Consider the following 24,919-nt stretch of genomic DNA (forward strand, 5'->3'; position numbering starts at 1 on the left):
GCAGCTCTCGCGAATCCGGCGGACAGCAACCGGTCTGTCAGCGGGAAAGAAGTGCGCTCAGTTCAGCTTCCAGGTGACGCGGATGTCGGCGCTGAGTTGGCTCTCGCCGAGTTGGACCGGAATCGCTTCGCCCGGGGCCGCCATCTTGCTCGCGGCGAAGGCGATGCGCGGGGAGGGCGCGGAAACGCTGGTGTCCTCGGTGATTTCGATCACCGGGCCGAGGGTGCCGCCGGCGCGGCGGACGTACTGTTCGGCCTTGGCGAGCGCGTGATCCCAGGCCGCGTCGCGGGCGCCGGCCATCAGGGCTTCCTCGTCGGCGACGGTGAGGGTGAGTCCGCCGAGGCGCACGTCGTCACCGCCCGCGTCGACCGCGTGGGCGATGATCGCGGCGGGCCCGCCGTCCCCGTTCTTGGTCTCGCCCTGCGAATTCGCGATATCGCGCAGCGTGATGGTCAGCGAGGTTCCGGCGATGTAGCCGATCAGCTTCTCCCGGTTGCCGTCCGTCCACACGGTGTCGGCGCGCACGGTCAGTCCGCTGGTGTTGATGTCGCGGGTGGGCACGCCGTCCCCGCGCAGCACGCCGATCACCGCGTCCGCGCGTTCTCCGGCCCGGCTGTAGGCGCGGGCGACGGTGTCGGCGCGGGTCTCGATCGACAGCGATACCCGCATGGTGTCGGGTGTGCCGTAGGCGCTGCCGGATCCGATCGTCGTGATCGTGCCGAGGGCGTTGTCGCTGCTGGTCACGGGTTCCTCCGGGCTCGGATGCGGATGGGACCCCGCCGATGCTACCGATGCGCGCGGAGCGGCAACCCGCGCCGCGCTCAGGCGGCGGGGTCCGCGGTGGTGACGAGTGGGCGTGCCCCGGTGGCGATTTCGGTGGCTTCGGTGAGGTCGAGGCGCAGTTCGAGGTCGGCGCTGTCGGCGGGCCCGTCGTGATGGGTGATCCCGGTGTCGTCGATCACGTAGTGGAAGCTGGTGTCGCCGATGTGCACGGTGACGGTGCCGGTGCCGATGTGCGCGGCGACGGCGTTGCCGAGCGGCAGCGCGAACCAGTGGGCGCGGACGGCGTCGGTGGGTCGTCGTTCGCCGAGCAACCCCGAACCCCAGGTCGACAGCGAGTCCAGCACCGGTCGCAGTGCCGCGCCCTCGGGGGTGAGTTCGTAGAGCGTGGTGCCCGCGCGGGGTCCGATGCGGCGTTTGGTGAGGATGCCGTCGCGTTCGAGGTCCTTGAGGCGCGCGGCCAGCACATCGGTGCTGATGCCGGGCAGGTCGGCGAACAGGTCGCTGTATCGGCGCGGGCCGGAACACAATTCGCGGACCACCAGCAGGTTCCACCGGTCGCCGACGATATCGAGGGCGCGGCTGACGGTGCAGTAGTGGTCATAGCTTCGGCGTGACACGACCCCACTGTAACCAACAACTTGGAAATACCAAGTGCAAACTTGGATTTTCCAAGTAGAGTGTGCGGCAACCACACGAGAAGGGGTTGTTTCATGCAGGTCAAGCAGTCGAGCAAGCTGGCGGGCGTGTCCTACGAGATCCGCGGACCGGTCGCAGAGGAGGCGGCTCGCCTGGAGGCCGAGGGGCACCACGTCGTGAAGCTCAACACCGGCAACCCGCTGCCCTTCGGTTTCGAAGCGCCCCCGGAACTGCTGCAGGACATGATCCGCAACCTGCCGCTGTCGAGCGGCTACTCCTCCTCGAAGGGTCTGCTCTCGGCCCGGCGCGCGGTGGTGAACTACTACCAGACCCTCGGCCTCGCGGATGTCGACGTGGAGGAGGTGTTCCTCGGCAACGGCGTCTCCGAACTCATCATGATGGCGATGACGGCGCTGCTGGAGAACGGCGACGAAGTCCTGGTTCCCGCACCGGATTTCCCGCTGTGGACCGCCGCCACCGCCCTCAACGGCGGCCGCCCGGTGCACTACATCTGCGATGAGGGCGCGGACTGGTTCCCCGATGTCGCCGATATCGAATCCAAGATCACCGACCGCACCCGCGCCATCGTGCTCATCAACCCGAACAACCCGACGGGCGCGGTGTATTCGGACGATGTGCTGCGCGACATCCTGGAGGTGGCCCGCCGCCACAATCTGGTGGTCTTCTCCGACGAGATCTACGACAAGATCTACTACGACGACCTGACCCACACCGCGACCGCGTCACTGGCCCCGGATCTGTTGTGCCTCACCTTCTCCGGGCTCTCGAAGTCCTACCGCGCCGCCGGTTTCCGTTCGGGCTGGCTGGTGGTGTCGGGCCCGACCGAGCACGCGCAGAGCTATCTCGAGGGTCTCACCATGCTCGCGGGCCTGCGGCTGTGCGCGAATGTCCCTGCGCAGCAGGCGATTCAGGCCGCGCTCGGCGGGCATCAGAGCATCTACGATCTGACCCTGCCGGGTGGTCGACTGCACGAGCAGCGGGATCGGGCGTGGGAGTCGCTCAACGCGATTCCGGGCATCTCGTGCGTGAAGCCGAAGGGCGCGCTGTACGCCTTCCCGCGCATCGACCTCGACGTGTATCCGATCCACGACGACGAGCGCTTCGTGCTGGATCTGCTGCTGCGCGAGAAGATCCACATCGTGCAGGGCACCGGCTTCAATTGGCCCAAGCCCGACCACTTCCGGATCGTGACGCTGCCGCACGCCGACGAACTGGAGGCGATCATCGAACGCATTGGCCGCTTCCTGGCGACCTACAAGCAGTGACGTGACAGGGCGCGCCGGAATCATCCGGCGCACCCGGCGTTTTCAGGCCCGTCCGGCCGTCATGCCACCGTCGACGACGTACTCCGCGCCGTTGCAGTAGCTGGATTCGGTGCTGGCGAGGTACACCACCAGCGAGGTGACCTCCTCCGGCAGCCCGAGCCTTTTGAGCGTGTTCGCACCCCGATCGAGCGTGGTGCCCTCGGGCGCGCCGAGCATCGGGGTCAGAATCCCGCCCGGATGCACCGAATTCACCCGCACCCCGTGCGGAGCCAGTTCCAGTGCGGCCGATTTGGTGAGTCCGCGCAGCCCGAATTTCGATGCCGTGTAGGCGTGCACGCCGGGCACGCCCTGGATCCCGGCCGCCGAGGAGATATTGACCACCGAGGACGGCCGCGCCGACACCAGCGCGTCCCGGGCGGCGGTCAATCCCAGGAACGGCCCGGTGAGATTGATGGAAAGCGTGTGCTGCCACTGCTTCTCGGTGTAGGTGCCGATCGGCCCGGCGTCGAGGATGCCCGCATTGTTGACCAGCACGTCGAGCTTGCCGAAGCGCTCCACCGCGGTGGCGACCGCGAGATCCCAGTCCGCGCCGCGGGTCACGTCCAGGTGGGTGAATACCGCCGCGTCACCGAGTTCGGCGGCGAGCTTCGCACCCGCCTCGTCGGCGATGTCACCGATCACCACGGACGCGCCCTCGGCGACGAAGGCGCGCGCATGGGACGCGCCCATGCCGGAGGCCGCTCCGCTGATCAATGCGACGCGGCCGGACAGTCGAGCACTCATAGCTGGGGTGTCTCCTCGAGCGTGAGCATCGTCCGGTCGGGCCGGAAGACGCAGCGGGTGCGGGTGTAGATGGTGGGCATGCAGGCATTGCAGTGCACGCACGCCGAACGGGTGCTCGCATCGGATTGGATGCGCCGCAACAGGTTCGGCTCGCGCAGCAGGGCGCGGCCCATGGCGACGAACTCGAAGCCCTCGGCCCGCGCGATGTTCATGGTGTCGAGGTTGGTGATGCCGCCCAGCAGGATCAGCGGCATGCTCAGCTCACGCCGGAAGTGCCGGGCGCGTTCGAGCAGGAACGCCTCCTGATACGGGTATTCCTTCAGGAAGGCGCGGCCGACGAGCCGGAAACCCCAGCGTGCCGGTCCCGGCAGCACTTTCGCGAATTCGCGCCGGGGCGCGTCGCCGTGGAACAGCAGCATCGGATTGAGCAGTGAACTGCCCGCGGTGAGTTCGAGGGCGTCGAGCGCTCCATCGACCTCCAGCCAGGCCGCCACCTGGAGACTCTCGGGCACGGTGAGCCCGCCGCGCCGACCGTCCTCCATGTTCAGCTTGGCGGTGACCGCCAGCCGATCACCGACGGCTTCCCTTACCGCGCGGGCGATTTCGCGAGCCATCCGTGCCCGATTGTCCAGCGATCCGCCCCACCGGTCCCGGCGATGATTGAGCAGCGGGCTCAGAAACGAGCTGACCAGATAGTTGTGGCCGAAGTGGATCTCGATCGCGTCGAAGCCCGACTCCTCGGCCAGCCGCGCCGCATTCGCGTGCGCGGCAATGACTTCCCGGATCCCGGCCTCGTCGGGCGACCGCATCACCTTCATGCTGAGCGGGCTGAACATCCGCGTCGGCGCGAGCGCGGGCACCCGGTTGGACGCCGCGTTGGCCACCGGCCCGGCGTGCCCGATCTGCGCGCTCGCCGCCGCCCCTTCGCCGTGCACGGCGTCGGTCAGTTTCCGCAGTCCCGCAACGGCTTCCGGTCGCATCCACAGCTGATGGTGATCGGTGCGCCCGCCCGGCGCGACGGCGCAGTACGCGACCGTGGTCATGCCGACCCCGCCCGCGGCCACTTCGCGATGGAATTCGACGAGGTCGTCGGTGACCAGCGCGTCGGGGGTGCGTCCTTCGAAGGTGGCGGCCTTGATCACCCTGTTGCGCAAGGTGATCGGCCCGAGGCGGGCGGGGGTGAAGATATCGGTCACGAGTGTTCTCCCGGTGCGGTGAGTCCGGCCACCACGAAATCTCGCAGGGCCGTCACGGCGGCGTCGGACATCCCGGAATCCTCGATCTCGGGACTGCCGAACCGCATGATGATGAGGTCGAAGGCGAGCATCCAGCGCCGCCGCGCCAGGCTGGGTCGCAGTTCGGGCAGCAGCGCCGCCCACGAGTCCATCCGGAACCACGGCCCCTGCCACTGCGTCAGGTGCCTGCCGATCACGAAGCGCGCCAGCAGCCGAAGGTGCAGGCGGCCCAGCGGATCCAGGGCGAGTTCCCGGAACGGCGCGAGGATGGTGTCCACCACCGCGGGCACCGAATCGCGTCCGGCGGTCGCCTCCGCCAGCCCGGTGGCCCACAGCGGTCCGAGCCGGTCCTCGATGAGTGCGCCGACCAGCGCCTCCTTGCAGCCGTAGTGATAGTGCACGGCAGCCGGATTCGCGCCCGCCGCCGCGCAGATGGCGCGCACGGACACCTCGTCGTAGGGCTCGGTGAGCAGCAACTGCTCGGCGGCGGCCAGCAGCCGTTCGCGGGTTCCCGTCACCGTGACCTTCTCGACCATGCCATCGAGTGAAACACGTTTCAATCAGTAATTCAATCAGTGATTGAATCGGCGGAACAGTGCGTGGCTGCGCCGATCTCGGGCACGCGCCGGTTAGCGTCCCTGGCTATGGACTCGCTGCTACAGCGAATACTCGGCTTCCCCGCCGTCTGGACCTATGTGGTGGTCGGGCTGCTGGTGGTCGCCGAGGAGTCGATGGTGCTGGGACTGCTGGTCCCCGGCGACACCGCCGCGATCCTCGCGGGCGTGGCCGCCAGTCAGGGGCACCTGGGCATCCCGGTCACCCTCGCGCTGGTCATCGTGTCCGCGATCGTCGGCGCGAGCATCGGCTACTGGCTGGGGCGCCGCTACGGCACCCGCATGCTGCGGTGGTCGATCTTCGACCGCTACCGCACCGACATCGACAGCGCGGGGGAGTTCCTGCGCCGCCGCGGGGCATGGGCGATCCTGATCGGCCGCTTCAGCGCCTTCTTCCGCACCATGCTCCCGCAACTGGTCGGCATGTCGCCCATGCCTTTCCGCACCTTCCTGCTCGCCAGCACGGCGGGCGCGATCCTGTGGGGCTCGGCGCTGGTGCTGGCCGGATACCTGGTGGGCCAGTCGTTCACGGTCATCGCCCGGCGCATCGACTCCGACCTGGTGTTCGTGATCCCGGTCGTGGCACTCCTGGCGCTGGCCTACTGGAAGTGGCGGCAGCACCGCCGCGCGGGTGCGGAGCAGGTGGCCGAAACCCCGCCCGCGGCTTGACTATTCGCTCTGCGCCCAGGCCGCGACGGGCAGTGACAGATAGATGCCGATCTCGGCGTCAATGAACTTCTCGAGCTCGGTGAGCAGCTCGTCACAGCGTTCCTGCCGGTTGCCCGCGCGCGAATCGAAGTACTTGGAGCGGACCTCGATCACCACGTCCACGCCGCAGCGATCGAAGCGACCCCACGGCCGGAACCGCACCTCCACATCGCCGGGTCGCAGCTCGTGGTCGTAGGGTTCCTCGGGGCATTCGACGGCCACCGACACCAGATGCGGCAGTCGCGCACCGAGTTCCAGCAGCACGGCCTCCGGCAGATCCGGGCGATGGGTCACCTCTACGAGCGGCACCCGGCCAGTCTATGGACCGGCGGGCCGCCCGTTCAGGAGGCGGTGCGCAGGCTGGCGATGATCGCCTTGGCCTGATCGGCGGGCAACTCGCCCGGGGTGCCGCGGTCGACGAGGATGCTCAGCGCCAGCGTGGTCTTCTGCGGACCGGTGAAGGCGAAGGTGTAGATCGAGTAGCTCGACGTGGTGCAACCGGAGATGGTGGGCTTCCAGGCACCGGAGGCCTCGACCTGCTGCCCGGTGATGCCGGAGGTGGTGGTGACCGCGGTGGGTGCGCCGGGCTTGCCGCCGGTCGGGTCCGAATACCCGCCCTCCACACCGATTTTCGTCACGTTGGTGGCCGCCGCGGCGGGGTCGGTGAGCATCGACGGGGCGACGAAGGCGAGGGTGCGGTAGGCGGAGCCGGGGCAGTAGCCGTCGCCCTCGGTGGCACGGCCGTAGCCGATGACCATGCCGTCGTTGCCGGTGAGCGCGGACGTCGTCGCGACCGGTGAGACGGTGAACCCGGCGGGCACGTCGTAGGCGATGCCCATGGTCGGGGCGGTCACGGTCTTCAACCCGCTCTTCGGGGCCGCGCCGCTGGTGGGCGCGCTCCCGGCCTTGGTGCCGGTGGGCGCGGTGGTGCCGGTGCTGGCCGGGGCGGCGGTGGTGGAGCCGTCGGAGGAGTCGCGGGTCAGCACGAAAGCCGTGATGCCGCTGCCGATCAGGACGATCACCGCGGCCACGGCGGCGAGGATCACCCATAGTCGCTTGTTCCCCGGCGGCGGTGTCGGCGGCTGACCGTAGCCCGAAACCTGTTGTGGATCACCGTAATACGGCGGCGGTGTGGCCCCGACCGGGTATCCGGGCTGCCCGGTGCCATAACCGGCCTGCTGCTGCCCGGCACCGTATCCCGAGAAGCCGGGTGCGTAGCCCGCGAACTGCGGCTGGCCGTATCCCGCCTGCTCCGGTTGCTGCTGTCCCGCAACATATCCCGGGTACGCGGCCTGCGGTTGTGCGCCGTAGCCCGCGTGCTCGGGCGCGCCCCATGCTTGCTGCTCCGGCTGCCCACCCCAGGCGTATCCCCGCTGGGTCTCGGCGTATTCGGGCTGTTGCTGCCAGGCGTCCTGATGTCCGTAGGGCTGCTGCGGATACCCGCCCGGCACACCGGGGTTCGGGTTTCCGTGGGCGTCCGAGCGGCCATCCTGGTTGTCGGTCACGCTGTTTCCGCCCCTACTCCGGCCCCGCGGGCCCACCGGCACTACCGCAGCCCTCGCGGCACCGGATCACCCTAGCGGGTGGGCACTACATCGGCGAGGTGGGCGCTTCGGGCTGCTCGTCGGGTTCGGTGGGGCGGGTGGGGGACAGCCGGATCACTCCGGCGTCGAGGTCGACGGCCAGGCGCGGGCGGTGCGACTGGCCGTCGCTGTCGCCGCTGCCTTCGTCTTCCAGCTTCTTGCCGGGAAAGAGTTCGCCTATGACACCCACGAATCCAGGGTAGCTCTCACATCCGGTGGTACCGGGGAGAGCGCCGGTAGCCGCCGCCGCGCCGGGCCCGGAAGATCCCGATGATGATCAGCGGGAACAGGAAGAACGGGAAGAAGTGCGTGGTCACCGCGGACACGATCGCGAACAGCAGCACCGCGCCCATGATCAGGACGGCCATCGGCGGCCAGGAGCGGGAGCCCGGCGAGGTGAGTCGCCCGGCCGCTGGTTGCGGGCGGGGCAGGTCGGCGAACAGCGGCGTCAGTTCCGCGACGGTTTTCGCGGTGTAGGCGCGGCCCACCCGGTCGTCGTATTCGGTGACGTCGAGGCGTCCGGCGGCGAAGTGTTCGCCGAGGGCCGCGGCGGCCTGTTCGCGTTCGGACGTGCCGACGCGCACGCTGGGCGGTCCGAAGACCGCGGGATCGAATCCGGTCATGGCACTCGCCTCGGTTGGGAAGGAATCTCGTTGTCCGCCAGCGTAGGCCGCTTCGCAGCGACACGCCTGCGCCGGTCGACGTAATCACAGCTACGCCGGTGGGCGTATACCGCCTCAGGGTTGTCCACCGGCCAGGGCGGCGAGTTCGGCGACCTTCGGATGGTCGGTGTCGATCCGCCAGGCCAGCATGACGCGGGCGTCGGGCAGGCCGGTGAGTGGGACGAACACCACATCGGGGTGGGTGAAATACGTGGGCATGGCCGTGGTGGTCGCGAACACCGCGTTGTTGTGCGCGACCGCGGAGAGCATCTCGGGTTCGGTGCGCGCGGCGGTGATCTTGGTGATCCGGCGTCCACCGGGCGTGAGGTCCGGCGGCCAGAAGGTGCGTGCGAATTCCGGCGCGACATCCGCGTGCGATCCGATGACTCGCAGGTCGGCCAGCTCCTCCAGATCGATGCTGTCGCGACTCGACCACGGGTGCGCGCGGGCGATGGCCAGCAGCCGCCCGAACACCGCCAATTGCGGACCCACCACCACATCCGGCTGCTCGACCGGGGCCAGGCACACCTGCACGTCGACCGCCCCGCGCCGCAGCGGACCGAAGATATCGGTCCACTGCAACTGGATCAGCGAGACCTCGCATTCGGGATGCCGAACCCGGAACCGCGCCAGCGGCGCATCCAGGGTGCTGCTGTAGGGCCCGAGGAAGCCGACGCGCAAACCCCGTGCGGCGGTGCGGGTGTCGGTGAAGGCGCGGCGCAGATCGGCGAAGGCGGGACGCACCCGCTCGAGCAGATGCTCGCCGAGTGGGTTGAGCGTCACCCGGCGGCTGGTGCGGTCCACGAGCCTGCGGCCGATGCGCCGCTCCAGGCTGCGGATGAGCTGACTGACCCGGGGCTGTGACAGTCCGAGTCGTTCGGCGGTGCGCCCGAAGTGCAGTTCCTCGGCCAACACCAGGAAGGCTTCCAATTCGGCGGGATCGACCCGGGTTTCGCGTGGCGAGTTCTCATCTATCAGCATTTCTTATCGATCCTCGCCCTTTTGCCCTTTGATCGCCACTGTGGGAATCGCCGAAGCTGATGCGGTGAGTGGAGTGCGGCGTTTGGTGGTGGGGATCAGTGGGGCGACGGGTATCGCCTACGGGGTGCGGGTGCTGGAGTTGGCGCGCAAGGCCGGAGTGGAGACGCACCTGGTGGTGACCCCGGCCGGACAGCAGACGCGAGCCTACGAAACCGATTTGAGCGCAAACGATCTGGCCGCCATGGCCGATGTGGTCTACCGTCCCGCCGATATCGGTGCGGCCATCGCGTCGGGTTCGTTCCGGACCGCGGGCATGATCGTGGCCCCCTGCTCGATTCGCACGCTGTCCGCGGTCGCCTACGCCAACAACGACAATCTGCTCACCCGCGCCGCCGACGTCACCCTCAAGGAGCGTCGCCGCCTGGTGCTCATGGTGCGCGAAACCCCGCTCACCCTGGCACATCTGCGCGCCATGACCGCGGTCACCGAGATGGGCGGCGTGGTGATGCCGCCGGTGCCCGCGTTCTATCTGAACCCGGAGTCGGTGGCCGAGATCGTCGATCACACCGCCGGTCGCGCCCTCGACCTGCTGGGTGTCGACGTCCCCGACCTGCCCCGCTGGGGCGAGTAATCCGAGACGAAGGACGTGACCACACCGTGGCCCACCTGAAGAGCCTGCGCGAATTCATCGACGCGCTCACCGAGATCGGCGAGATCCAGCGCATCGACACCGAGGTCGACTGGAACCTGGAGATCGGCGCGATCATCCGCCGCTCCTACGACTTGCGCGCGCCCGCACCACTGTTCACGAATATCACCGGCTACCAGGACACCGGCTTCCAGGTGCTGGGTGCGCCCGGCGCGCTGTCGGCGCCGACACATCGGCTGGCGCGCATCGCGCTGGCGCTGGGGCTGCCCGCCGACGCGACCGGTCAGCAGATCGTCGAGATGCTCGCCGCCGCGCGCACCAAGCCGGGCATTCCACCCGTGGTGGTCGAGCGTGCCGACGCGCCCTGCAAGCAGAACGTCATGCTGGGCGAGGACATCGACCTGTTCGCGTTCCCGACCCCGAAGCTGCACGGCAACGACGGCGGCCGCTACATCCAGACCTACGGCATGAACATCGTCAAGACCCCGGACGGTTCCTGGACCAACTGGTCGATCAACCGAATGATGATCTCCGACAAGAACACTCTGGCCTGCCTGATCCCCGCACCGCAGCACCTGGGTGTCATCCGCGCCAAGTGGACCGAGCTCGGTGAGCCGATGCCGATCGCGCTGGCCATCGGCGTCGAGCCGGGCCTGCCCTGGGTGGGCGGCATGCCGATTCCGGAGGGTGAGGACGAAAGTCATTACCTGGGAGCGCTTTTCGGTGAGGGTCTGGAGTTGGTGCCCGCCGAGACCATCGATCTGCTGGTGCCCGCCACCGCCGAGATGGTGATCGAGGGCCATATCGCCGTGGACGAGACCGTGTCGGAGGGTCCGTTCAACGAGTTCCCCGGCTACAACGCCACCGAGGCCAGCCCCAAGGCGGTCTTCCACGTCTCCGCGATCACCTACCGCGACGGCGCGATCCAGCCGACCGTGGCCGCGGGCCCGCCGGTGGAGGAGGACCACACCATCATCGGCACCACCAGTGCCGCCGAGATCCTGTACCTGCTGCGCGAGGCGGGCCTGCCGATCTCCTCGGCCTGGTACAACTTCGAGGCCGCCGTGCACTGGCTGACCCTGGCCGTGCGCCAGGACTGGCACGAGACCACCGGGCTGGGTTCGCACGAGCTGATCGATCTGATCGCCAAGGTGATCTTCACCGGCAAGACCTCGGTCAACGCGCCCAAGATCCTGGTGGTCGAGGACGACGTCGACATCACCAGCCTCGACGAGGTGGTGTGGGCCTTCGCCACCCGCTCGCATCCGGATGTGAATCGCGGCGAATTCCACTATCCCGCAGCAGTATCCGACCAGCTCGCGGTCTACCTCTCGCCGGAGGAGGCGCACTCCTTCCTGGCGGGCAAGGTGATCTACAACTGCCTGCTCGCCGACCTGTTCCCCGCCGGGCGCGCACCGGTCAAGGGCAGTTTCGAGAACGGCTGGCCGGTGGAGATCCAGGAGCGGGTGCTGGCCAACTGGGAGAAGTACGGCTACCGCTGACACTGCGGGCCACGCAGGATCTGCCCACCGGACTCAACCGAATCACTCTCCTGCGGAAACGATTCGGCGAGTTCGGCGGCCGGGGTGGGACAGCGTCGGGCGTTGCCGATGACGAGGGGTCTTCGGCGATGCCCGCCCGTCCGAATCGAATATCGCAGTGCGCGATCAGATATTGCCGTGTGCGGCGACCGCGCGGATGGCGGCGTCCGCCTGGGTGTACGCGGCTGCCGCCAGCCGTTCCAGCAGCGCGAGCTTGATCAGCGGTGCGTCGCTGGTGAGCTGGTCGAACCTGTTCACCGGTAGAACCGCCAGGCGCACAGTGGTTTCGGCGTACACGTCGTTGGCGTACGGGACGCCCGCCAGCATGGAGGTCTCACCGAAGGACATGCCGGGGGTGAGCGTCACCAGCCGGTGACGTCGCCCGGAGGCGTCGGTGAAGGTGAGGCGGACCCGGCCGTCGAGGACCAGGAACAATCCGCAGCGCGGGCTGTCGCGCACCACGATGCATTCGCCGCGAGCGACGGTCCGGGTCTCGAATTCCTTTGCGAGCCTGTCGCGTTCGTCCTCGGGCATATCGGCCAGCGCCGGATGCCGGTCGATGGTGAGCGCGACGGGCGCGTCGTAGCCGGCGGGTTGATGGCGTTCGAGGATCAGTTGCTCGCACCATTCGGTGGCGGAGTCGCGGTCGGCGAAGACCCGGCCGCGCGGGTCGGCGGGGTCGAGGCTGGAGGTCAGATGGCCTAGTTTGGCTTCGGGGTCGACCAGCGCGACCCGGGCACCGGTGGCCGCCAGTTCCCTTTGCAGGTCGTCGAGCATGCGGATGGCGATCGGGCTCACGTCGCCGACCTCGCGCAGATCCAGGACCAGGGCCTCGAGCTCACCGGGCGTGTCCTCGACCGCGCGCACGGTGGTCTCGGCTCCCGCGAACAGCAGGTCACCGTGCAATTCGAAGATGCGAGCGTGTTCGCCGAATTCGCGCAGCACCGCCAGTTCCTCCGGATCGCGTCGCAGCCGCGAGGGTGCTTCGGTCACCGAGTAGGAGGTGCGGATCGCGGTGTGCGCCGCCCGGGTGACGTGCAGGAAGTGCAGTCCGAGGCGGTGCGAGAGTTCCCGGCAGCCCTTCACCCCGCGGGCGCTGGATCCGTGCGCGTCCAGGCGAGGGGAGTAGACGGCGATGCCGATCTGCCCGGGTAGCACCGCCAGAATCCCGCCGCCCACACCGCTTTTCGCGGGCAGGCCCACGGTGGTCACCCAGTCGCCCGCCGCGTCGTACATGCCGCAGGTGGTCATCACCGACAGCACCTGCTCGACCAGCGGACGGCTCAGCGCGCGTTCGCGGGTCAGCGGGTTGACGCCGTTGTTCGCCAGGGTGGCGGCCATGACGGCGAGGTCGCGGCAGGTGACGTCGATCGAGCACTGCCGGAAGTACCGGTCGACCGCTTCGTCCGGATCGATGTCGATGATGCCCGCGCCGCGCAGCAGGTACCCGATGGCCCGATTGCGGTATCCGGTGCGCGCCTCGGAGGCGTACACGGCCTCGTTGAGTCGAAGATCACGTCCGGCGAATCGACTGTAGCTCTGTCGAATTCGGTCGAATCGGTCGGCGGCGTCACGCCCCTTGACGAGTGACGCGGCCGCGATCGCACCCGCGTTGATCATCGGGTTGCGGGGCCGCTGTGTCTTGGGGTCCAGACTGATTTCGAAGAACGGCTCCCCGGACGGCTCCACATCGATGCGCCGCGCCACCTCCGCCAGCCCCCGATCGGCCAGGGCCAGCGCGTATGTGAACGGTTTCGAGATCGACTGAATGGTGAACGCGGTGTCCAGATCGCCGCTGCCGTACACCCGCCCATCGGCGGTAGCCAGGCAGATGCCGAACGAATCGGGTTGCACCGCCGCGAGTTCGGGAATGTAGTCGGCCAGCGTTCCCGACGTGTCGGCCCGGCACAGCTCGTACACTTCGTCGATGATGCGGGCCACGACGCCGCCGGAGGGGACCACCGGGCCACTCTAACCGGGGTAATGTGTGTGCAGCCTCACATCCGTAACGGATGTCGCAGGTGGCGTTTCGTTCCTGGCATCGGGGGCCGGAAAGGTCTCCGTAGACTGTTGCAAACACAGGAGACAGCCGGAGGGAGCAATAGCCGTGGGAGTGCTTTCCCGGGTCGACATGCCCGAGGATCTGCGCGGGCTGTCGGTACCGGAGCTGCACGAGCTGGCGGAGGAGATTCGCGAGTTCCTGGTGCGGAAGGTCGCCGTCACCGGCGGGCACCTGGGACCGAATCTCGGGGTGGTGGAACTGACCATCGCTCTGCATCGGGTCTTCGACTCGCCCGCCGACCCGATCCTCTTCGATACGGGCCACCAGTCGTACGTGCACAAGATCCTCACCGGCCGTAAGGGCGGGTTCGAGACGCTACGCAAGGAGGGTGGCCTCTCGGGCTACCCGTGCCGGGCGGAGAGCGCTCATGACTGGGTGGAGTCCTCGCACGCCTCGGCCGCGCTGTCGTACGCCGACGGCATGGCCAAGGCGTTCGCGCTGACCCGGCAGAAGCGGCACGTGATCGCGGTCGTCGGCGACGGCGCGCTCACCGGCGGCATGTGCTGGGAGGCGTTGAACAATATCGCCGCCGGGCAGGATCGCTCGGTCATCGTGGTGGTCAACGACAATGGCCGCTCCTACGCGCCGACCATCGGCGGTCTCGCCGAGCGGCTCGCCGGTCTGCGCACCCAGCCCGCCTACGAGCACGCCCTCGACGCCACCAAGCGGATCGTGCAGAGCATTCCGCGCGTGGGTGATTCGGCGTATTCGATGCTGCATGCCATCAAGACCGGGATAAAGGACGCGGTGGCTCCGCAGGAGCTGTTCAGCGATCTCGGGATGAAGTATGTGGGCCCGGTCGACGGGCACGATCAGGTCGCGCTGGAGGCGGCGCTGCGGCGCGCCAAGGATTTCGGCGGTCCGGTCATCGTGCACGCGGTCACCCAGAAGGGGCGCGGCTACAAGCCCGCCGAAGACCATGTGGCCGATCAGATGCACGCCATCAATCAGATCGATCCGGAAACCGGTGAGCCGCTGGGCGGTTCGTCCGCGCAGAGCTGGACGTCGGTGTTCTCCAACGAGCTGATCGCGCAGGCCGAGCAGCGTGACGACATCGTCGCGATCACCGCCGCCATGGCGGGTCCGACGGGGCTGTCCGCGTTCGCGAACCGCTTCCCGGAGCGCATGTTCGACGTCGGCATCGCCGAGCAGCACGCCATGACCTCGGCGGCCGGACTGGCGCTGGGCGGCATGCACCCGGTGGTCGCGATCTACTCGACCTTCCTGAATCGGGCCTTCGATCAGCTGCTGATGGATGTGGCGCTGCTGAAACTGCCGGTCACCCTGGTGCTGGACCGGGCGGGCATCACCGGCGACGACGGCGCGTCGCACAACGGCATGTGGGACTTCTCGGTGCTGGGCATCGTGCCCGGCATCCGGGTCGCCGCTCCGCGCGACGCGGCCACGCTGCGTGAGGAATTGGCCGAGGCCCTGCACATCAGCGACGGCCCGACGGCCATCCGCTTCCCCAAGGGCGCTGCCGTGCAGGAGATTCCGGCGGTCGAGCGCTTCGAGGGCGTGGATGTGCTTCGCCTGCCGGACATTCCGGACGCCACCTCGTACTCGGTGCACGCCGACGTCCTGCTGATCGCGGTCGGCGCGTTCGCCGAACTGGCGCTCAAGGTCGCGGATCTGCTGACGGCCGAGGGTGTTTCGGTGACGGTGATCGACCCGCGCTGGGTGCTGCCGGTCTCCGACACCATCGCCAAGCTGGCCGGAAACCACCGCCTGGTGGTGACGCTGGAGGACAGCGGCCTGCACGGCGGCATCGGGTCCACCGTCTCCGCCCGCCTGCGCGACGCCGGGGTGGATGTTCCCACTCGCGATCTCGGTGTCCCGCAACAGTTCCTGGACCACGCCGCGCGCGGCAAGATCCATCAGGAACTGGGCCTCACCCCCGGCGAGGTCGCCAGCCGCGTACACGTATGGCTGGGTGCGAACGACCGAACCCATTCGGCCATGGCGGAATCCCTGCTCTCGGCGGAATAGCCCGAACACTTCAGTGCCCCGCGATCGGTAGAGATCGGGGGCACTGTTGGTTCAGGGCTGTTCAGCTTTCCGTGTCCACGCCCGTCGAAGCCCGGGCGTCGGACGGACGGGAGAGTGCCGGTGGCACCGCGTAATCGGCGACGGTCATGGCGTTGTAGACGCGTGCGCTCTTGGTGGTCAGGCGCAGGAAGGCGCGGCTGGGTCCTGCGGGCAGGACCGAGAGCAGCCGGGTGGCCTGGACCAGGCCGGACACGGCGAGGCGCGAGGTGGGGATCAGGGTTTTGGCCGCCCGCAACGCCATCGCGCGACTGACGAGCACGTGCGCGGCCATCGCCCGCTCGTAGGCGGGGAAGGCGCGCTCGGGGTCACCGCCCGCCCGCGCCAGCTCCCCGGCCAGCACGTACGCGCCGACCACGGACAGCGTGGTGCTGCCGCCGACGGCCGGGCCAGGGGAGTAGCCCGCGTCGCCGACCAGCGTCACCCGCCCGCGCGACCAGGTGTCCATGCGGACCTGGGTGATGGAGTCGAAGTAGAACGCCGGAGTGCGATCGAGCGCCTGGAGCCAGCCGTCCACCTCGGTGTCCATCCCGTCGAACGCGGTGCGCAGCAACTCTTTCTGCCGTGCGGTGTCGTGGTGATGGCAGTCGAGTTCGCGCGCACTGCGGAACAGCAACAGTGCCCGCGCCGCACCCGCGCGCGCGTTGTAGATTCCGGCGGTGCGGCCGACGCCGACGTGAATGCGCAGTTCGCCGTCGTCGACGGCGGTATCCGGCAGGGTCAGCACCCCGAGGTACGCGCCGATGTAGGCGGTGTGGCGGGATTCGTCGCCGAAGATCAAGCGGCGCACCGTGGAATGCAGTCCGTCCGCGCCGACCACCAGGTCGAACTCGCGCGGTGCGGCATGGGCGAAGCGCACCGCGCCGTCGGGGGAGAGCTCGGTGATCGAATCGCCGAACAGATACTCGACATCGGCACGGGTGACGTCGTAGTAGATCTCGCTGAGGTCGTCGCGCATGATCTCGGCGTGCCGGTCGGAGGTGGCCCCGAAGATTCTCGCCAGGTCGGCCCGGGCGGGTCGCAGGGTGCCTTCCGGGCACAGGGTGAGGCGGCTGGTGCCGGTGGCGTGCGCCTCGATCCGCGGCAGCACGCCCATCTTCTCCGAGATGTCCATCGCAGGTCGGAACAGGTCGACCGCGTGCCCGCCGGTCTTGCGTGGCGCGGGCTCACGCTCGACCACCGTCACCGAAAAGCCCTGTCGGGTGAGCCAATACGCCAGCACGGGTCCGGCGATACCGGCACCGGAAATGAGAATCCGCACGAGGTGTCCTGTCGCAGTCGATGAGTGGGGCAACACCCACTATCGACCCGCCACCCGCCTGGAAGATTGGAAGAATGTTCCCGCCGCCGGTCGCGGTCCCGAGGTGATTGTGGTGTGCGCGAGCGAACTCCTGGCGTAGATTCTGAAACAGGTTTCAGTTTTCCGGTCAGGAGTTCGCATGTCGTTCGTGCTCGTGGACAAGCCCCGTCCACACATCGCGCTGGTCACCCTCAACCGCCCGGATCGGATGAACGCCATGGCGTTCGACGTGATGGTGCCGCTGCGGGAGACCCTCGAGGCGGTGGCCGCCGACAACGATGTGCGCGCGGTGGTGCTCACCGGCGCGGGACACGGATTCTGCTCGGGCGCGGATCTGACCCACGCGGGCAAGGTGCCCGGGGTGGAAGGGTTGAGCCGCACCAGCATCGCGCGGCGCTCGATGGCACTGCTCGACAACGTGATGCTGACCATCCGGCGCATGCATCAGCCGGTGATCAGCGCCATCAACGGCGCGGCCATCGGCGGCGGGTTCTGTCTGGCCATGGGCACCGATATTCGAATCGCCGCCGAGGACGCCTACTTCCGTGCCGCGGGCATCAACAACGGCCTGACCTCCGCCGAACTCGGCATCAGCTACACCCTGCCGCGGGCCATCGGCTCGACTCGCGCCTTCGAGATCATGCTCACCGGTCGTGATGTCGACGCCACCGAGGCCGAACGCATCGGCATCGTCTCCCGTGTGGTCCCCGGCGACAAGCTGCTCGAATCCGCCTACGACACCGCCGACCAGATCATCCGCTGGAGCCGGGTCGGCGGCGAACTCACCAAACGCCTGCTCTGGAGTGGTTTGGAGGCGGGCAGTTTCGAATCCCACATGCAGAGCGAGGGTCTGGCCCAGCTCTACGTCCGCCTCACCACCGACAACTTCGACGAGGCCATCCGCGCTCGCCGCGACCGCCGCCCTCCCGAGTTCCTGGACTGAGTCGGGTACGAAAGCCGAAGCGCGGCAGCCGTTTCGTCAATGCCGGCTGCCGGATCCGAGCAGGTCAGAGCTGCCGGGTCCGCTATCTGGGTGCTGGTCGAGCGGAATCCTGCTCCCAGTCAGAGTGAAATACATGTGATGCAAAAAAGGGGTGACCCCCGAACTACGGGGGCACCGAAACCCTGGTCAGTCCGCGACGGGGTACAGCGCGGCGGCCAGACGAGGCACGACCAGTCCGCGTTGCCAGGGCCGAGCGCCGCCCGCGGTCAGATAGTCGTCGATGAGTCCGGGCGCTTCACCATCGGTGACGGTCTTGGGTAGACCGTCCCAGCACATCCGCCGCAACAGGTCGGGGGTGAGCAGATTCTCGACCGGGATCGACACCTCGCCGGAGAGATCCGTCATGGCCGAGCGAGCCGCCTGCAAACGCGCCGCGGCGGCCGGGTCGCGGCGTTCCCAGCGGTTGACCGGGGGCGGTCCGTCGAAGGGCTGGGTGAGCGGCGGCAGCTCGTTGTCGGGCAGGGCGCGGGCGCGTTCGACCGCGCCCAGCCACTCGCGGGAGTAGCGGCGCTGACGCGGGCCGCCGAAGATCGGCAGGGCGCGCAGTCCGGCGATGGTCTTGGGCTCGTTGGTGGCGGCCGCGACGATCGCGGAGTCCGGCAGGATGCGGGCGGGCGCGACATCACGCAGCCGGGCCAGCCGATCGCGGGTGGTCCACAGTTCGCGCACGATCCCGAGCTGGCGGGTGCGGCGCAGGGTGTGGATGCCGGAGGTGCGCCGCCAGCGGTCCGCCTTGGGAGCGGAGGGTTCGGCGTTGCGGACGTGTTCGAATTCCTGTGCCGCCCAATCGGATTTGCCCTGCTCGTCGAGTTCGAGGGCGACGCCGTCACGCAGCTCCAGGAGCAGCTCCACATCGAGGGCGGCGTAGTTGAGCCAGTCGTCGGGCAGCGGGCGGGTGGACCAGTCGGCCGCGCCGTGGCCCTTCTTGAGTTCCCGCCCGAGTAGGCGTTCCACCATGGCGGCCAGCCCGACCCGCTCGTATCCGGCCAGGCGACCGCCGAGTTCGGTGTCGAAGAGCCGCGCGGGGTACAGCCCGAGTTCGGCCAGTCCGGGTAGGTCCTGATCGGCGGAGTGCAGCACCCATTCCAGGCCGTTGATGGCGTCGGCGAGCGGTTGCAGGTCGCCGTCCACGGGGATCGGGTCGATGAGGAAGCTGCCGGCTCCGGCGCGCCGCAATTGGATCAGGTAGGCGCGATTGGAGTAGCGGAAGCCGGAGGCGCGTTCGGCGTCGACGGCGAGCGGACCGCTACCGGCGGCGAGGCGGGCGGCGGCGGCGGCGATCTCGGCGGCGGTGTCCAATACCGGCGGCACACCGTCCACTGGCGCGAGCAGCGGTACCGCGGCAGTGGCTTCGGGTTCATCTGGTACGGACATGGTCTTGAACTTTACGGGTAGGGCAGTGGCGAGCCGCGTCACGTCGGTGAAACGGCCGGCCTTGACACTGCGTCGGGCCATTGGGAATCGTACGGGTCACCTGTCGATTTCGTTGTAGTACAGACGTTCTCGCAGGCAAAGGGCTATTTCCGCGCTACAGTGCGGATTTTCGCGATGGTGGCTATCCGGGATGGTCGTCGCGGCTGACGTCCAGCCGGGTTACCCCGGCGGGCGGCAGTCCGGCCGCGTAGGCGAGCACCTCGCAGAAGGCCTCGACGTGTGGCCGCAGTTCGGTGTCACCGACCGTCCAGGACGCCCGCACCTCGAGCTGGTGTGCGCGCGGCGGTCCGGCGATGTCGCCGTAGCGGACCGAACTGGTGGCGGTGACCGTGCCGCCGAGCGCGGTGAACGGCGTCCGCGAATCGAGGGCGTCGACCAGCCAGCTCCACGCCACCTCGGGCAGCAGCGGGTCGGCGGCGAGCGCGGAGTCGATGTCGGCCTGGACGTAGGCGACCAGCCGGAAGACGCCGTGCCAGGCTTCCTGCCCGGCCGGATCGTGCAGCAGGATCAACCGGCCGAACGCGTCACCGTCGGCGTCGACGGGCACCACATTGGTGTCGGGTCGGGTGACTTCCGCGCCGAGTGCGTAGGAATAGGGGGCCAGGCGCTGTGGCGGCCGGATCGGTGCGAGCTCGATTCGAGGATGCACTGATGCGGTTCCCATGGCCTCGACCGCGGCGCGGAACCTGGCGGGTTCTTCGGGCTCCGGGGTCGGGGCGGCGCCGTCGCGGAAGTCGAGCGGTGTCACGAATGGCACGGTAGACCCACGGGGGGCCGAGTAGTGCGAGGCGCGCCGCCGGGTCCCCTTTACGATGACCGTGATGAGCACTCACAGTCGACGCCACTTGACCGATGCCCCCTTCCTCGTCGCCGCCAACGGCGGCGTGCCGCATCGGCGTCCGGTGTGGTTCATGCGACAGGCCGGTCGGTCCCTTCCGGAATACCGTGAACTCCGTGTCGGGGTCGGCATGCTGGAATCCTGTTTCGATCCGGAGCTGGTGTGTGAGATCACCATGCAGCCGGTCCGCCGCCACGACGTGGACGCGGCAATCCTGTTCTCCGACATCGTCGTTCCGCTCAAGGCCGCGGGCATCGACCTGGACATCGTGCCGGGAGTCGGCCCGGTGGTGGCGAACCCGGTGCGCACCGTCGCCGACGTGCGCGCACTGCCGCGGCTGCGCGCCGAGGAGGTGGGTGCGGTCACGTCCGGAGTGAAGCTGCTGCTGGACGCGCTCGATCAGGTCCCGCTGATCGGATTCGCCGGTGCCCCGTTCACTTTGGCGTCCTACCTCGTCGAGGGCGGGCCCAGCAAGAACCACGAGCGCACCAAGGCGATGATGCTCGCCGACCCGGAGACCTGGCATCAGCTGCTGGGCGTGCTCACCGACATCACCATCGAATTCCTGCGCGCCCAGATCGCCGCGGGCGTCGACGCCGTGCAGCTGTTCGACTCCTGGGCGGGCGCCCTGTCGCTGGCCCAGTACCGCGAATACGTTATGCCGCACTCGGAACGGGTCTTCACCGAGATCGCCGACGCGGGCATCCCGCGCATCCACTTCGGTGTCGGCACCGGAGAACTGCTGCACGCCATGGGCGAAGTGGGCGCGGACGTCGTGGGCGTCGACTGGCGCATCCCCCTCGACGAGGCCGCCCGTCGCGTCGGCCCCGGAAAAGCCTTGCAGGGCAACCTCGATCCCGCCGTCCTGTTCGCCGGCCCCGCCGCCGTCGAATCCGAGGTCCGCCGCATCGCGCACGAGGCCGACAAGGCCCTCACCCTCGGCGCCAAGGGCCACATCTTCAACCTCGGCCACGGCGTCCTCCCCAACACCGACCCCACCGTCATCACCGACACGGTCGCCCTCATCCACAGCCTCCCCAGCCCGCTCTGACCGAAAAACCATGCGGGGATAGGGGTTCGGGCGCGCTACCGTCCCCGCATGGGTGCCAGAGCCAATTTCGTCCTGATCGACCGCGATGGCTGGCGGCTGCACTACTCGCACTGGGCCGCCGACACCATCGCCTCGGTGCTGGTCGCCGGTCCCGAGGCAGCCGGGCGTTTCATCGATGCGCAACGGCTGTGCGACCCGGTCCACGAATGGCTCGACGACGCCTGGGCCGAGGGTGGCGCGGTCCTGGATCTGGTCGACCGGCAGCTCATCTACTACGGCGATCAGCTGCTCTGGAAGGTCGAGAGGAAGCAGGTTTTCGCCGCGCTGCTCGCCCGTACCTGGCCGGGCTGGCGGCTGCGGTGGGCCTACGACGGCATCGGCGATCTCGCCGCGGCGGTAGGTGTCGATCGCGCTCACGTCCGCTTTCTGGCAGGCAGCCGACTTGTCGACACCGCAGTGCTCGACGACTTCGAGTACGTGGAGCATCTCCTCACCGTCGAGTCCGTCGCCGGGCTGCGCGTGTACCCGCTGGGCGAAACCGATCACACCGCGTGGCACGGCCCCACCCTGCTGGATCTGCTGCCCGCGGGCGATGTCGCGGACCTGGAGCTGTTCAGGACGCCGACCGGTGGTCTGCACGTGGACACCGTGACCCGGACCATCGGCGTCTGGATCGGTTTCACCGAGCCCGGCCTGCTCTCGGCGCTGCACGAGCTGTGGCCCGGCTGGCGCATCGAGTTCTGGGAGGACCGCTACCAGGAGCAGCTGGCCCGCTGCGGCGGTGCCGTCCGCATCGAGACCCCCGACCCGATCGAGACCCTCGACACTGTGCTGGAGTGGCTGCGAAAAAGGTTGGGCCGCAACCGGGTCGAGTCCATGCTCGACCGGGTGACCGAGCTGTACTCCGACTCCGAAGTCCAACTCAACCCCCACTTCACCGAGCATGAGCCGGTCGATCCCACCGACGAGGAATGGTCGCGAGTCCTGCGCGCCGCCGCCGACCTTCGAGCCGAGCTCACCGCCGGGCCCTGAGCCTGATCCGGCTGTCGCTGTTGTGCTGTTGGTCCGGGGGTGTGGTGTCGAACACGCACCTGCGGACGGCTTCGGTCGATGTGCTTTGACGTGGGGTGATGGGTGCGGGGGTCGGCGGGCGGGCGCGGGTCGGGGGGAGCGGCGGGAGTAGGTTTGCGGGAGAAGCGGCGGCGGACCGGTGCCGTCGCGGTCGCGGGCTTGCCATCGGTGTGGGGCGCGGCTGGCGCTAGGTGACGAGGAGTGGTCGATGCGGATCGCGGTGGTCGGGGGCGGGATCAGTGGGCTGGTTGCCGCGTATCGGTTGCGGAGGGCGTTGGGGGAGAACGCTGAACTGGTGCTGATCGAACAGCGGGATCGGGTCGGCGGGATTTTGCGGACGGTCGATATCGCGGGTGAACCGGTTGATTTGGGGGCCGAGGCGTTCGTGGGGCGGCGGCCGGAGATTCCGGAGTTGATGCGGGAGTTGGGGATCGAGGATCAGCTGGTCTACCCGGCGGGGCGGCGGCCGCTGGTGTGGTCGGAGGGGGTGGGGCATCCGCTGCCGGCGGGCACGCTGATGGGGATTCCGGGCGGGGCGGAATCGGTTGCGGGGCTGGTGGACGCGGCGACGATGGCCGCTGTGGCCGCGGAGCCGGAGCGGCCGTTGCGGTGGGAGCCGGGCTCGGATGTGTCGGTGGGGGAACTGGTGCGGGAGCGGTTCGGGGAGCAGGTGGTGCGGCGTAGCGTCGACCCGCTGCTCGGCGGAGTGTATGCGGGACTGGCGGATTCGATCGGGGTGCGGGCGGCGTTGCCGACGCTGGCGGCCGCGCTGGATCGGGGCGCGACGAGTTTGACGCGGGCGGTGGCGCAGGCGTTGCCCGCGCCCAGTACCGCTCCGGTGTTCGGCGGTATCCGCGACGGCTATCGGGCGCTGTTGGACGCGCTGCGTGCCGCCGCCGACGTCAAGGTCGAAACCGGCACGGCGGTAACCGGTCTCACCCGCACCGCGACGGGCTGGCATCTCGATCCGATCGGTGCGGTGGATGGCGTGGTGCTGGCGACCCCGGCCCCGGTGACCGCCCGGCTGCTGCGTGGGATCGCTCCGGAGGCTGCCGACCTGGCGGCCGGAATCGAGCTGGCCTCCTCCGCGGTGGTCGCGCTGGCACTCGCACCGGACACCGCCCTCCCGGAGAACTCCGGAATCCTGGTCGCCACCGATGAATCATTGCGCGCCAAGGCGTTCACCCTCTCCAGCCGCAAGTGGCCGCACCTGGCCGCCCGCGACGTCGCCCTGGTCCGCGCCTCTTTCGGCCGCTTCGGCGACGACACCCTGCTGTACTGGTCCGACGCCGACCTGATCCGAGCCGCCGCCGAAGACCTCACCACAGTCACCGGCCTCGACATTCGCCCGTTGCACGCCGTGGTCCAACGCTGGCGCGGCGGCCTTCCCCAGTACGCCCCGGGCCATCTCACCCGCATCGCCGACCTGCGTTCCGCCACAGCGGATCTCCGGGGTCTCGCCCTGGCCGGGTCCTATCTGAACGGCGTCGGCGTCCCGGCCTGCGCGGCCTCCGGCACCGCCGCCGCAGCCCGAATCACCACCGACCTGTCCTGACCGAGCCGCTGCCGCCGAAATCGTTCGGCGGCAGCGGGTTCAGGGCGGGTCAGTTTCCGACGAGGTCGCTGGGGTCGGTGTTGGCGCCGCAGACGATGACGGCGGTGCGCTCGTCGTGGGCGGGCACGTAGGCGCCTGAGTGGAGTGCGGCCAGGGCGGTGGCGGCGGCGTGTTCGACCGCGAGACGGCGTGTGTCCCACAGGGATTGCCGGGCGGCGATGATGTCGGCGTCGCTGACGAGGACGGAGCGCACTTCGCCTTCGGCGGCCGCCGACAGGGCCATGGCGGTGGCGCGGCGGGCCCCGAGGGAGTCGGCTGCGACGGAGTCGATTTCGACGTCCACCGGGTGCCCTGCTTCCAGTGCGGCATTGAACGCCCGACAGTTCTCGGGTTCGACCGCGACCACGCGCACGCCGTGATGGTTGGCGGCCACGGTGATTCCGGTCAGCAGTCCACCGCCGCCGACGGAGACGACGACCGTGTCGAGATTCGGCAACTGGTCGGCGATTTCATCGAGCAGCGTGCCAGCGCCGGCCGCGATGTAGGGGTCGTCGTAGGCATGCGAACGCAGCGCGCCGGTGACGTCGGCGTAGCGCTGGCAGTCGGCGGCCGCGTCGGCATAGCTCGCCCCGCCCGAAAGCACCTGTGCTCCCAACGCTTTCAACCGGTTCACTTTCACCACGGGTGCGGAGTCCGGCAGGAACACGGTGGCGGCGGAGTCCACCAGCCGCGTCGCCCACGCGCACGCCACTCCGGCGTTGCCGCCGGAGGCGATGGTGACACCCACCTTCGGCAGTTGCCCCTGTTCCCGGTGTGCGAGTGTGAAATTCGCGGCCCCGCGCGCCTTGAAACTGCCGGTGTGCTGCATGTGTTCGAGTGCGAGCCACACCTGCCCGTCGACCGGCACGGTGTCGGCATCGGCTCGCGCCATCACGACCGGTCGGATCTGTCCGGAGATGCGGTCGGCTGCCGCGGTCACGTCGGCATAACTCGGATGCACTGCGCTTCCTTCGCTTTCCTCGGGATGGTCACCGACCGCGGGGCGAGCTGTACGGCCGATGGGACATACCGCGCCGGAACCCTGTCGAGTGGCGCGGC

Annotated in this window: 24 protein-coding genes; 9 read left to right on the forward strand and 15 right to left on the reverse strand. The window is 68.9% G+C overall.

Translation table 11 applies throughout. From position 1 onward, the window contains the following. Positions 1 to 57 precede the first annotated feature (57 nt). Together OG300_RS05260 and OG300_RS05265 are read right to left on the reverse strand one after the other, a co-directional pair. A complete protein-coding gene (locus tag OG300_RS05260) occupies positions 58 to 744 on the reverse strand; it encodes an SIMPL domain-containing protein (RefSeq protein WP_405492692.1) in 687 nt (228 codons plus the stop codon). A gap of 77 nt (positions 745 to 821) precedes the next feature. Then, complete coding sequence (locus tag OG300_RS05265; protein WP_405492694.1) at positions 822 to 1,400, reverse strand: winged helix-turn-helix transcriptional regulator; 579 nt, start codon at positions 1,398 to 1,400, stop codon at positions 822 to 824. 93 nt (positions 1,401 to 1,493) lie between these two features. Between OG300_RS05265 and OG300_RS05270 the strand changes: the two genes are divergently transcribed. Next, positions 1,494 to 2,705: a pyridoxal phosphate-dependent aminotransferase gene (locus OG300_RS05270; protein WP_405492696.1), complete on the forward strand. Its 1,212-nt coding sequence runs from the start codon at positions 1,494 to 1,496 to the stop codon at positions 2,703 to 2,705. 42 nt (positions 2,706 to 2,747) lie between these two features. On the opposite strand, the gene OG300_RS05275 is transcribed toward OG300_RS05270, so the two are convergent. Genes OG300_RS05275 through OG300_RS05285 form a run of 3 tightly spaced genes read right to left on the reverse strand, consistent with a single transcriptional unit; the run spans position 2,748 to position 5,259 of the window. Next, the gene (locus OG300_RS05275) at positions 2,748 to 3,488 is read right to left on the reverse strand and encodes an SDR family oxidoreductase (protein WP_405492698.1); all 741 of its coding nucleotides are present in this window, start codon (positions 3,486 to 3,488) and stop codon (positions 2,748 to 2,750) included. After that, positions 3,485 to 4,684, reverse strand: a complete 1,200-nt coding sequence (locus tag OG300_RS05280; protein ID WP_405492700.1) for an NADH:flavin oxidoreductase — start codon at positions 4,682 to 4,684, stop codon at positions 3,485 to 3,487. The genes OG300_RS05275 and OG300_RS05280 overlap by 4 nt, the downstream gene beginning before the upstream one ends. Then, entirely contained in the window at positions 4,681 to 5,259 is a 579-nt protein-coding gene (locus OG300_RS05285; RefSeq protein WP_405492702.1) for a TetR family transcriptional regulator, read from the reverse strand. Before OG300_RS05285 ends, OG300_RS05280 begins: the two co-directional genes overlap by 4 nt. Positions 5,260 to 5,367: 108 nt before the next feature. On the opposite strand from OG300_RS05285, the gene OG300_RS05290 reads away from it, so the two are divergent. Further along, positions 5,368 to 6,006, forward strand: coding sequence for a DedA family protein (locus tag OG300_RS05290; protein WP_405492704.1), 639 nt, complete (start codon positions 5,368 to 5,370; stop codon positions 6,004 to 6,006). On the opposite strand, the gene OG300_RS05295 is transcribed toward OG300_RS05290, so the two are convergent. The 5 genes from OG300_RS05295 to OG300_RS05315 all read right to left on the reverse strand — a co-directional run bounded on the left by OG300_RS05295 (position 6,007) and on the right by OG300_RS05315 (position 9,271). Then, positions 6,007 to 6,354: a hypothetical protein gene (locus OG300_RS05295; RefSeq protein ID WP_405492705.1), complete on the reverse strand. Its 348-nt coding sequence runs from the start codon at positions 6,352 to 6,354 to the stop codon at positions 6,007 to 6,009. It lies immediately after the preceding gene. 32 nt (positions 6,355 to 6,386) lie between these two features. Continuing rightward, positions 6,387 to 7,550: a hypothetical protein gene (locus tag OG300_RS05300; RefSeq protein WP_405492707.1), complete on the reverse strand. Its 1,164-nt coding sequence runs from the start codon at positions 7,548 to 7,550 to the stop codon at positions 6,387 to 6,389. Between the two features lie 85 nt (positions 7,551 to 7,635). Next, positions 7,636 to 7,818, reverse strand: coding sequence for a hypothetical protein (locus OG300_RS05305; RefSeq protein WP_405492709.1), 183 nt, complete (start codon positions 7,816 to 7,818; stop codon positions 7,636 to 7,638). A gap of 16 nt (positions 7,819 to 7,834) precedes the next feature. Then, entirely contained in the window at positions 7,835 to 8,251 is a 417-nt protein-coding gene (locus OG300_RS05310; protein ID WP_405492711.1) for a DUF1707 domain-containing protein, read from the reverse strand. Between the two features lie 114 nt (positions 8,252 to 8,365). After that, entirely contained in the window at positions 8,366 to 9,271 is a 906-nt protein-coding gene (locus OG300_RS05315) for a LysR family transcriptional regulator (protein WP_405492713.1), read from the reverse strand. A gap of 64 nt (positions 9,272 to 9,335) precedes the next feature. Between OG300_RS05315 and OG300_RS05320 the strand changes: the two genes are divergently transcribed. Both OG300_RS05320 and OG300_RS05325 read left to right on the forward strand, forming a co-directional pair. Beyond that, positions 9,336 to 9,902, forward strand: coding sequence for a UbiX family flavin prenyltransferase (locus OG300_RS05320; protein WP_405492715.1), 567 nt, complete (start codon positions 9,336 to 9,338; stop codon positions 9,900 to 9,902). 26 nt (positions 9,903 to 9,928) lie between these two features. After that, positions 9,929 to 11,422: a UbiD family decarboxylase gene (locus OG300_RS05325; RefSeq protein WP_405492717.1), complete on the forward strand. Its 1,494-nt coding sequence runs from the start codon at positions 9,929 to 9,931 to the stop codon at positions 11,420 to 11,422. A 165-nt stretch (positions 11,423 to 11,587) separates the two neighbouring features. Here the strand turns inward: OG300_RS05325 and glsA are convergent, their stop codons facing one another. Beyond that, a complete protein-coding gene (gene glsA / locus OG300_RS05330; protein ID WP_405492719.1) occupies positions 11,588 to 13,423 on the reverse strand; it encodes a glutaminase A in 1,836 nt (611 codons plus the stop codon). A gap of 145 nt (positions 13,424 to 13,568) precedes the next feature. Here glsA and dxs point away from each other — a divergent pair, with 145 nt between their 5' ends. Continuing rightward, positions 13,569 to 15,512 carry a 1-deoxy-D-xylulose-5-phosphate synthase gene (dxs, locus tag OG300_RS05335; protein WP_405492721.1) on the forward strand — a complete coding sequence of 648 codons (1,944 nt, stop codon included), beginning with the start codon at positions 13,569 to 13,571 and terminating at the stop codon, positions 15,510 to 15,512. A gap of 61 nt (positions 15,513 to 15,573) precedes the next feature. Here the strand turns inward: dxs and OG300_RS05340 are convergent, their stop codons facing one another. Continuing rightward, positions 15,574 to 16,830 (reverse strand): FAD-dependent oxidoreductase, encoded by a 1,257-nt coding sequence (locus tag OG300_RS05340; protein ID WP_405492723.1) that lies wholly within the window; start codon positions 16,828 to 16,830, stop codon positions 15,574 to 15,576. Positions 16,831 to 17,008: 178 nt separating this feature from the next. Between OG300_RS05340 and OG300_RS05345 the strand changes: the two genes are divergently transcribed. Beyond that, positions 17,009 to 17,812 (forward strand): enoyl-CoA hydratase, encoded by an 804-nt coding sequence (locus OG300_RS05345; protein ID WP_405492725.1) that lies wholly within the window; start codon positions 17,009 to 17,011, stop codon positions 17,810 to 17,812. 186 nt (positions 17,813 to 17,998) lie between these two features. Here the strand turns inward: OG300_RS05345 and OG300_RS05350 are convergent, their stop codons facing one another. Further along, a complete protein-coding gene (locus tag OG300_RS05350) occupies positions 17,999 to 19,246 on the reverse strand; it encodes an HRDC domain-containing protein (protein ID WP_405492727.1) in 1,248 nt (415 codons plus the stop codon). A gap of 181 nt (positions 19,247 to 19,427) precedes the next feature. Next, the gene (locus OG300_RS05355) at positions 19,428 to 20,054 is read right to left on the reverse strand and encodes a DUF3000 domain-containing protein (protein ID WP_405492729.1); all 627 of its coding nucleotides are present in this window, start codon (positions 20,052 to 20,054) and stop codon (positions 19,428 to 19,430) included. Positions 20,055 to 20,118: 64 nt separating this feature from the next. Here OG300_RS05355 and hemE point away from each other — a divergent pair, with 64 nt between their 5' ends. The 3 genes from hemE to OG300_RS05370 all read left to right on the forward strand — a co-directional run bounded on the left by hemE (position 20,119) and on the right by OG300_RS05370 (position 23,821). Then, entirely contained in the window at positions 20,119 to 21,195 is a 1,077-nt protein-coding gene (hemE, locus tag OG300_RS05360) for a uroporphyrinogen decarboxylase (RefSeq protein WP_405492731.1), read from the forward strand. Between the two features lie 48 nt (positions 21,196 to 21,243). Next, positions 21,244 to 22,227 (forward strand): hypothetical protein, encoded by a 984-nt coding sequence (locus tag OG300_RS05365; protein ID WP_405492733.1) that lies wholly within the window; start codon positions 21,244 to 21,246, stop codon positions 22,225 to 22,227. Between the two features lie 247 nt (positions 22,228 to 22,474). Further along, a complete protein-coding gene (locus OG300_RS05370; protein WP_405492735.1) occupies positions 22,475 to 23,821 on the forward strand; it encodes a protoporphyrinogen oxidase in 1,347 nt (448 codons plus the stop codon). Between the two features lie 49 nt (positions 23,822 to 23,870). Here the strand turns inward: OG300_RS05370 and OG300_RS05375 are convergent, their stop codons facing one another. Beyond that, a complete protein-coding gene (locus OG300_RS05375) occupies positions 23,871 to 24,821 on the reverse strand; it encodes a serine/threonine dehydratase (RefSeq protein WP_405492737.1) in 951 nt (316 codons plus the stop codon). Between the last annotated feature and the right edge of the window lie 98 nt (positions 24,822 to 24,919).

Source organism: Nocardia sp. NBC_00511, assembly GCF_045161165.1.
Taxonomy (GTDB): Bacteria; Actinomycetota; Actinomycetes; order Mycobacteriales; family Mycobacteriaceae; genus Nocardia.

What these genes read in the sequence shown, in the direction of transcription:
- OG300_RS05270 (WP_405492696.1), top strand. Translation starts at nt 1,494, where the DNA reads ATGCAGGTCAAGCAGTCGAGCAAGCTGGCGGGCGTGTCCTACGAGATC.
- OG300_RS05290 (WP_405492704.1), top strand. Translation starts at nt 5,368, where the DNA reads ATGGACTCGCTGCTACAGCGAATACTCGGCTTCCCCGCCGTCTGGACC.
- OG300_RS05365 (WP_405492733.1), top strand. Translation starts at nt 21,244, where the DNA reads ATGGGTGCCAGAGCCAATTTCGTCCTGATCGACCGCGATGGCTGGCGG.
- OG300_RS05310 (WP_405492711.1), bottom strand. Translation starts at nt 8,251, where the DNA reads ATGACCGGATTCGATCCCGCGGTCTTCGGACCGCCCAGCGTGCGCGTC.
- OG300_RS05275 (WP_405492698.1), bottom strand. Translation starts at nt 3,488, where the DNA reads ATGAGTGCTCGACTGTCCGGCCGCGTCGCATTGATCAGCGGAGCGGCC.
- OG300_RS05315 (WP_405492713.1), bottom strand. Translation starts at nt 9,271, where the DNA reads ATGCTGATAGATGAGAACTCGCCACGCGAAACCCGGGTCGATCCCGCC.
- OG300_RS05345 (WP_405492725.1), top strand. Translation starts at nt 17,009, where the DNA reads ATGTCGTTCGTGCTCGTGGACAAGCCCCGTCCACACATCGCGCTGGTC.
- OG300_RS05370 (WP_405492735.1), top strand. Translation starts at nt 22,475, where the DNA reads ATGCGGATCGCGGTGGTCGGGGGCGGGATCAGTGGGCTGGTTGCCGCG.
- OG300_RS05350 (WP_405492727.1), bottom strand. Translation starts at nt 19,246, where the DNA reads ATGTCCGTACCAGATGAACCCGAAGCCACTGCCGCGGTACCGCTGCTC.
- OG300_RS05285 (WP_405492702.1), bottom strand. Translation starts at nt 5,259, where the DNA reads ATGGTCGAGAAGGTCACGGTGACGGGAACCCGCGAACGGCTGCTGGCC.
- hemE (WP_405492731.1), top strand. Translation starts at nt 20,119, where the DNA reads ATGACCGTGATGAGCACTCACAGTCGACGCCACTTGACCGATGCCCCC.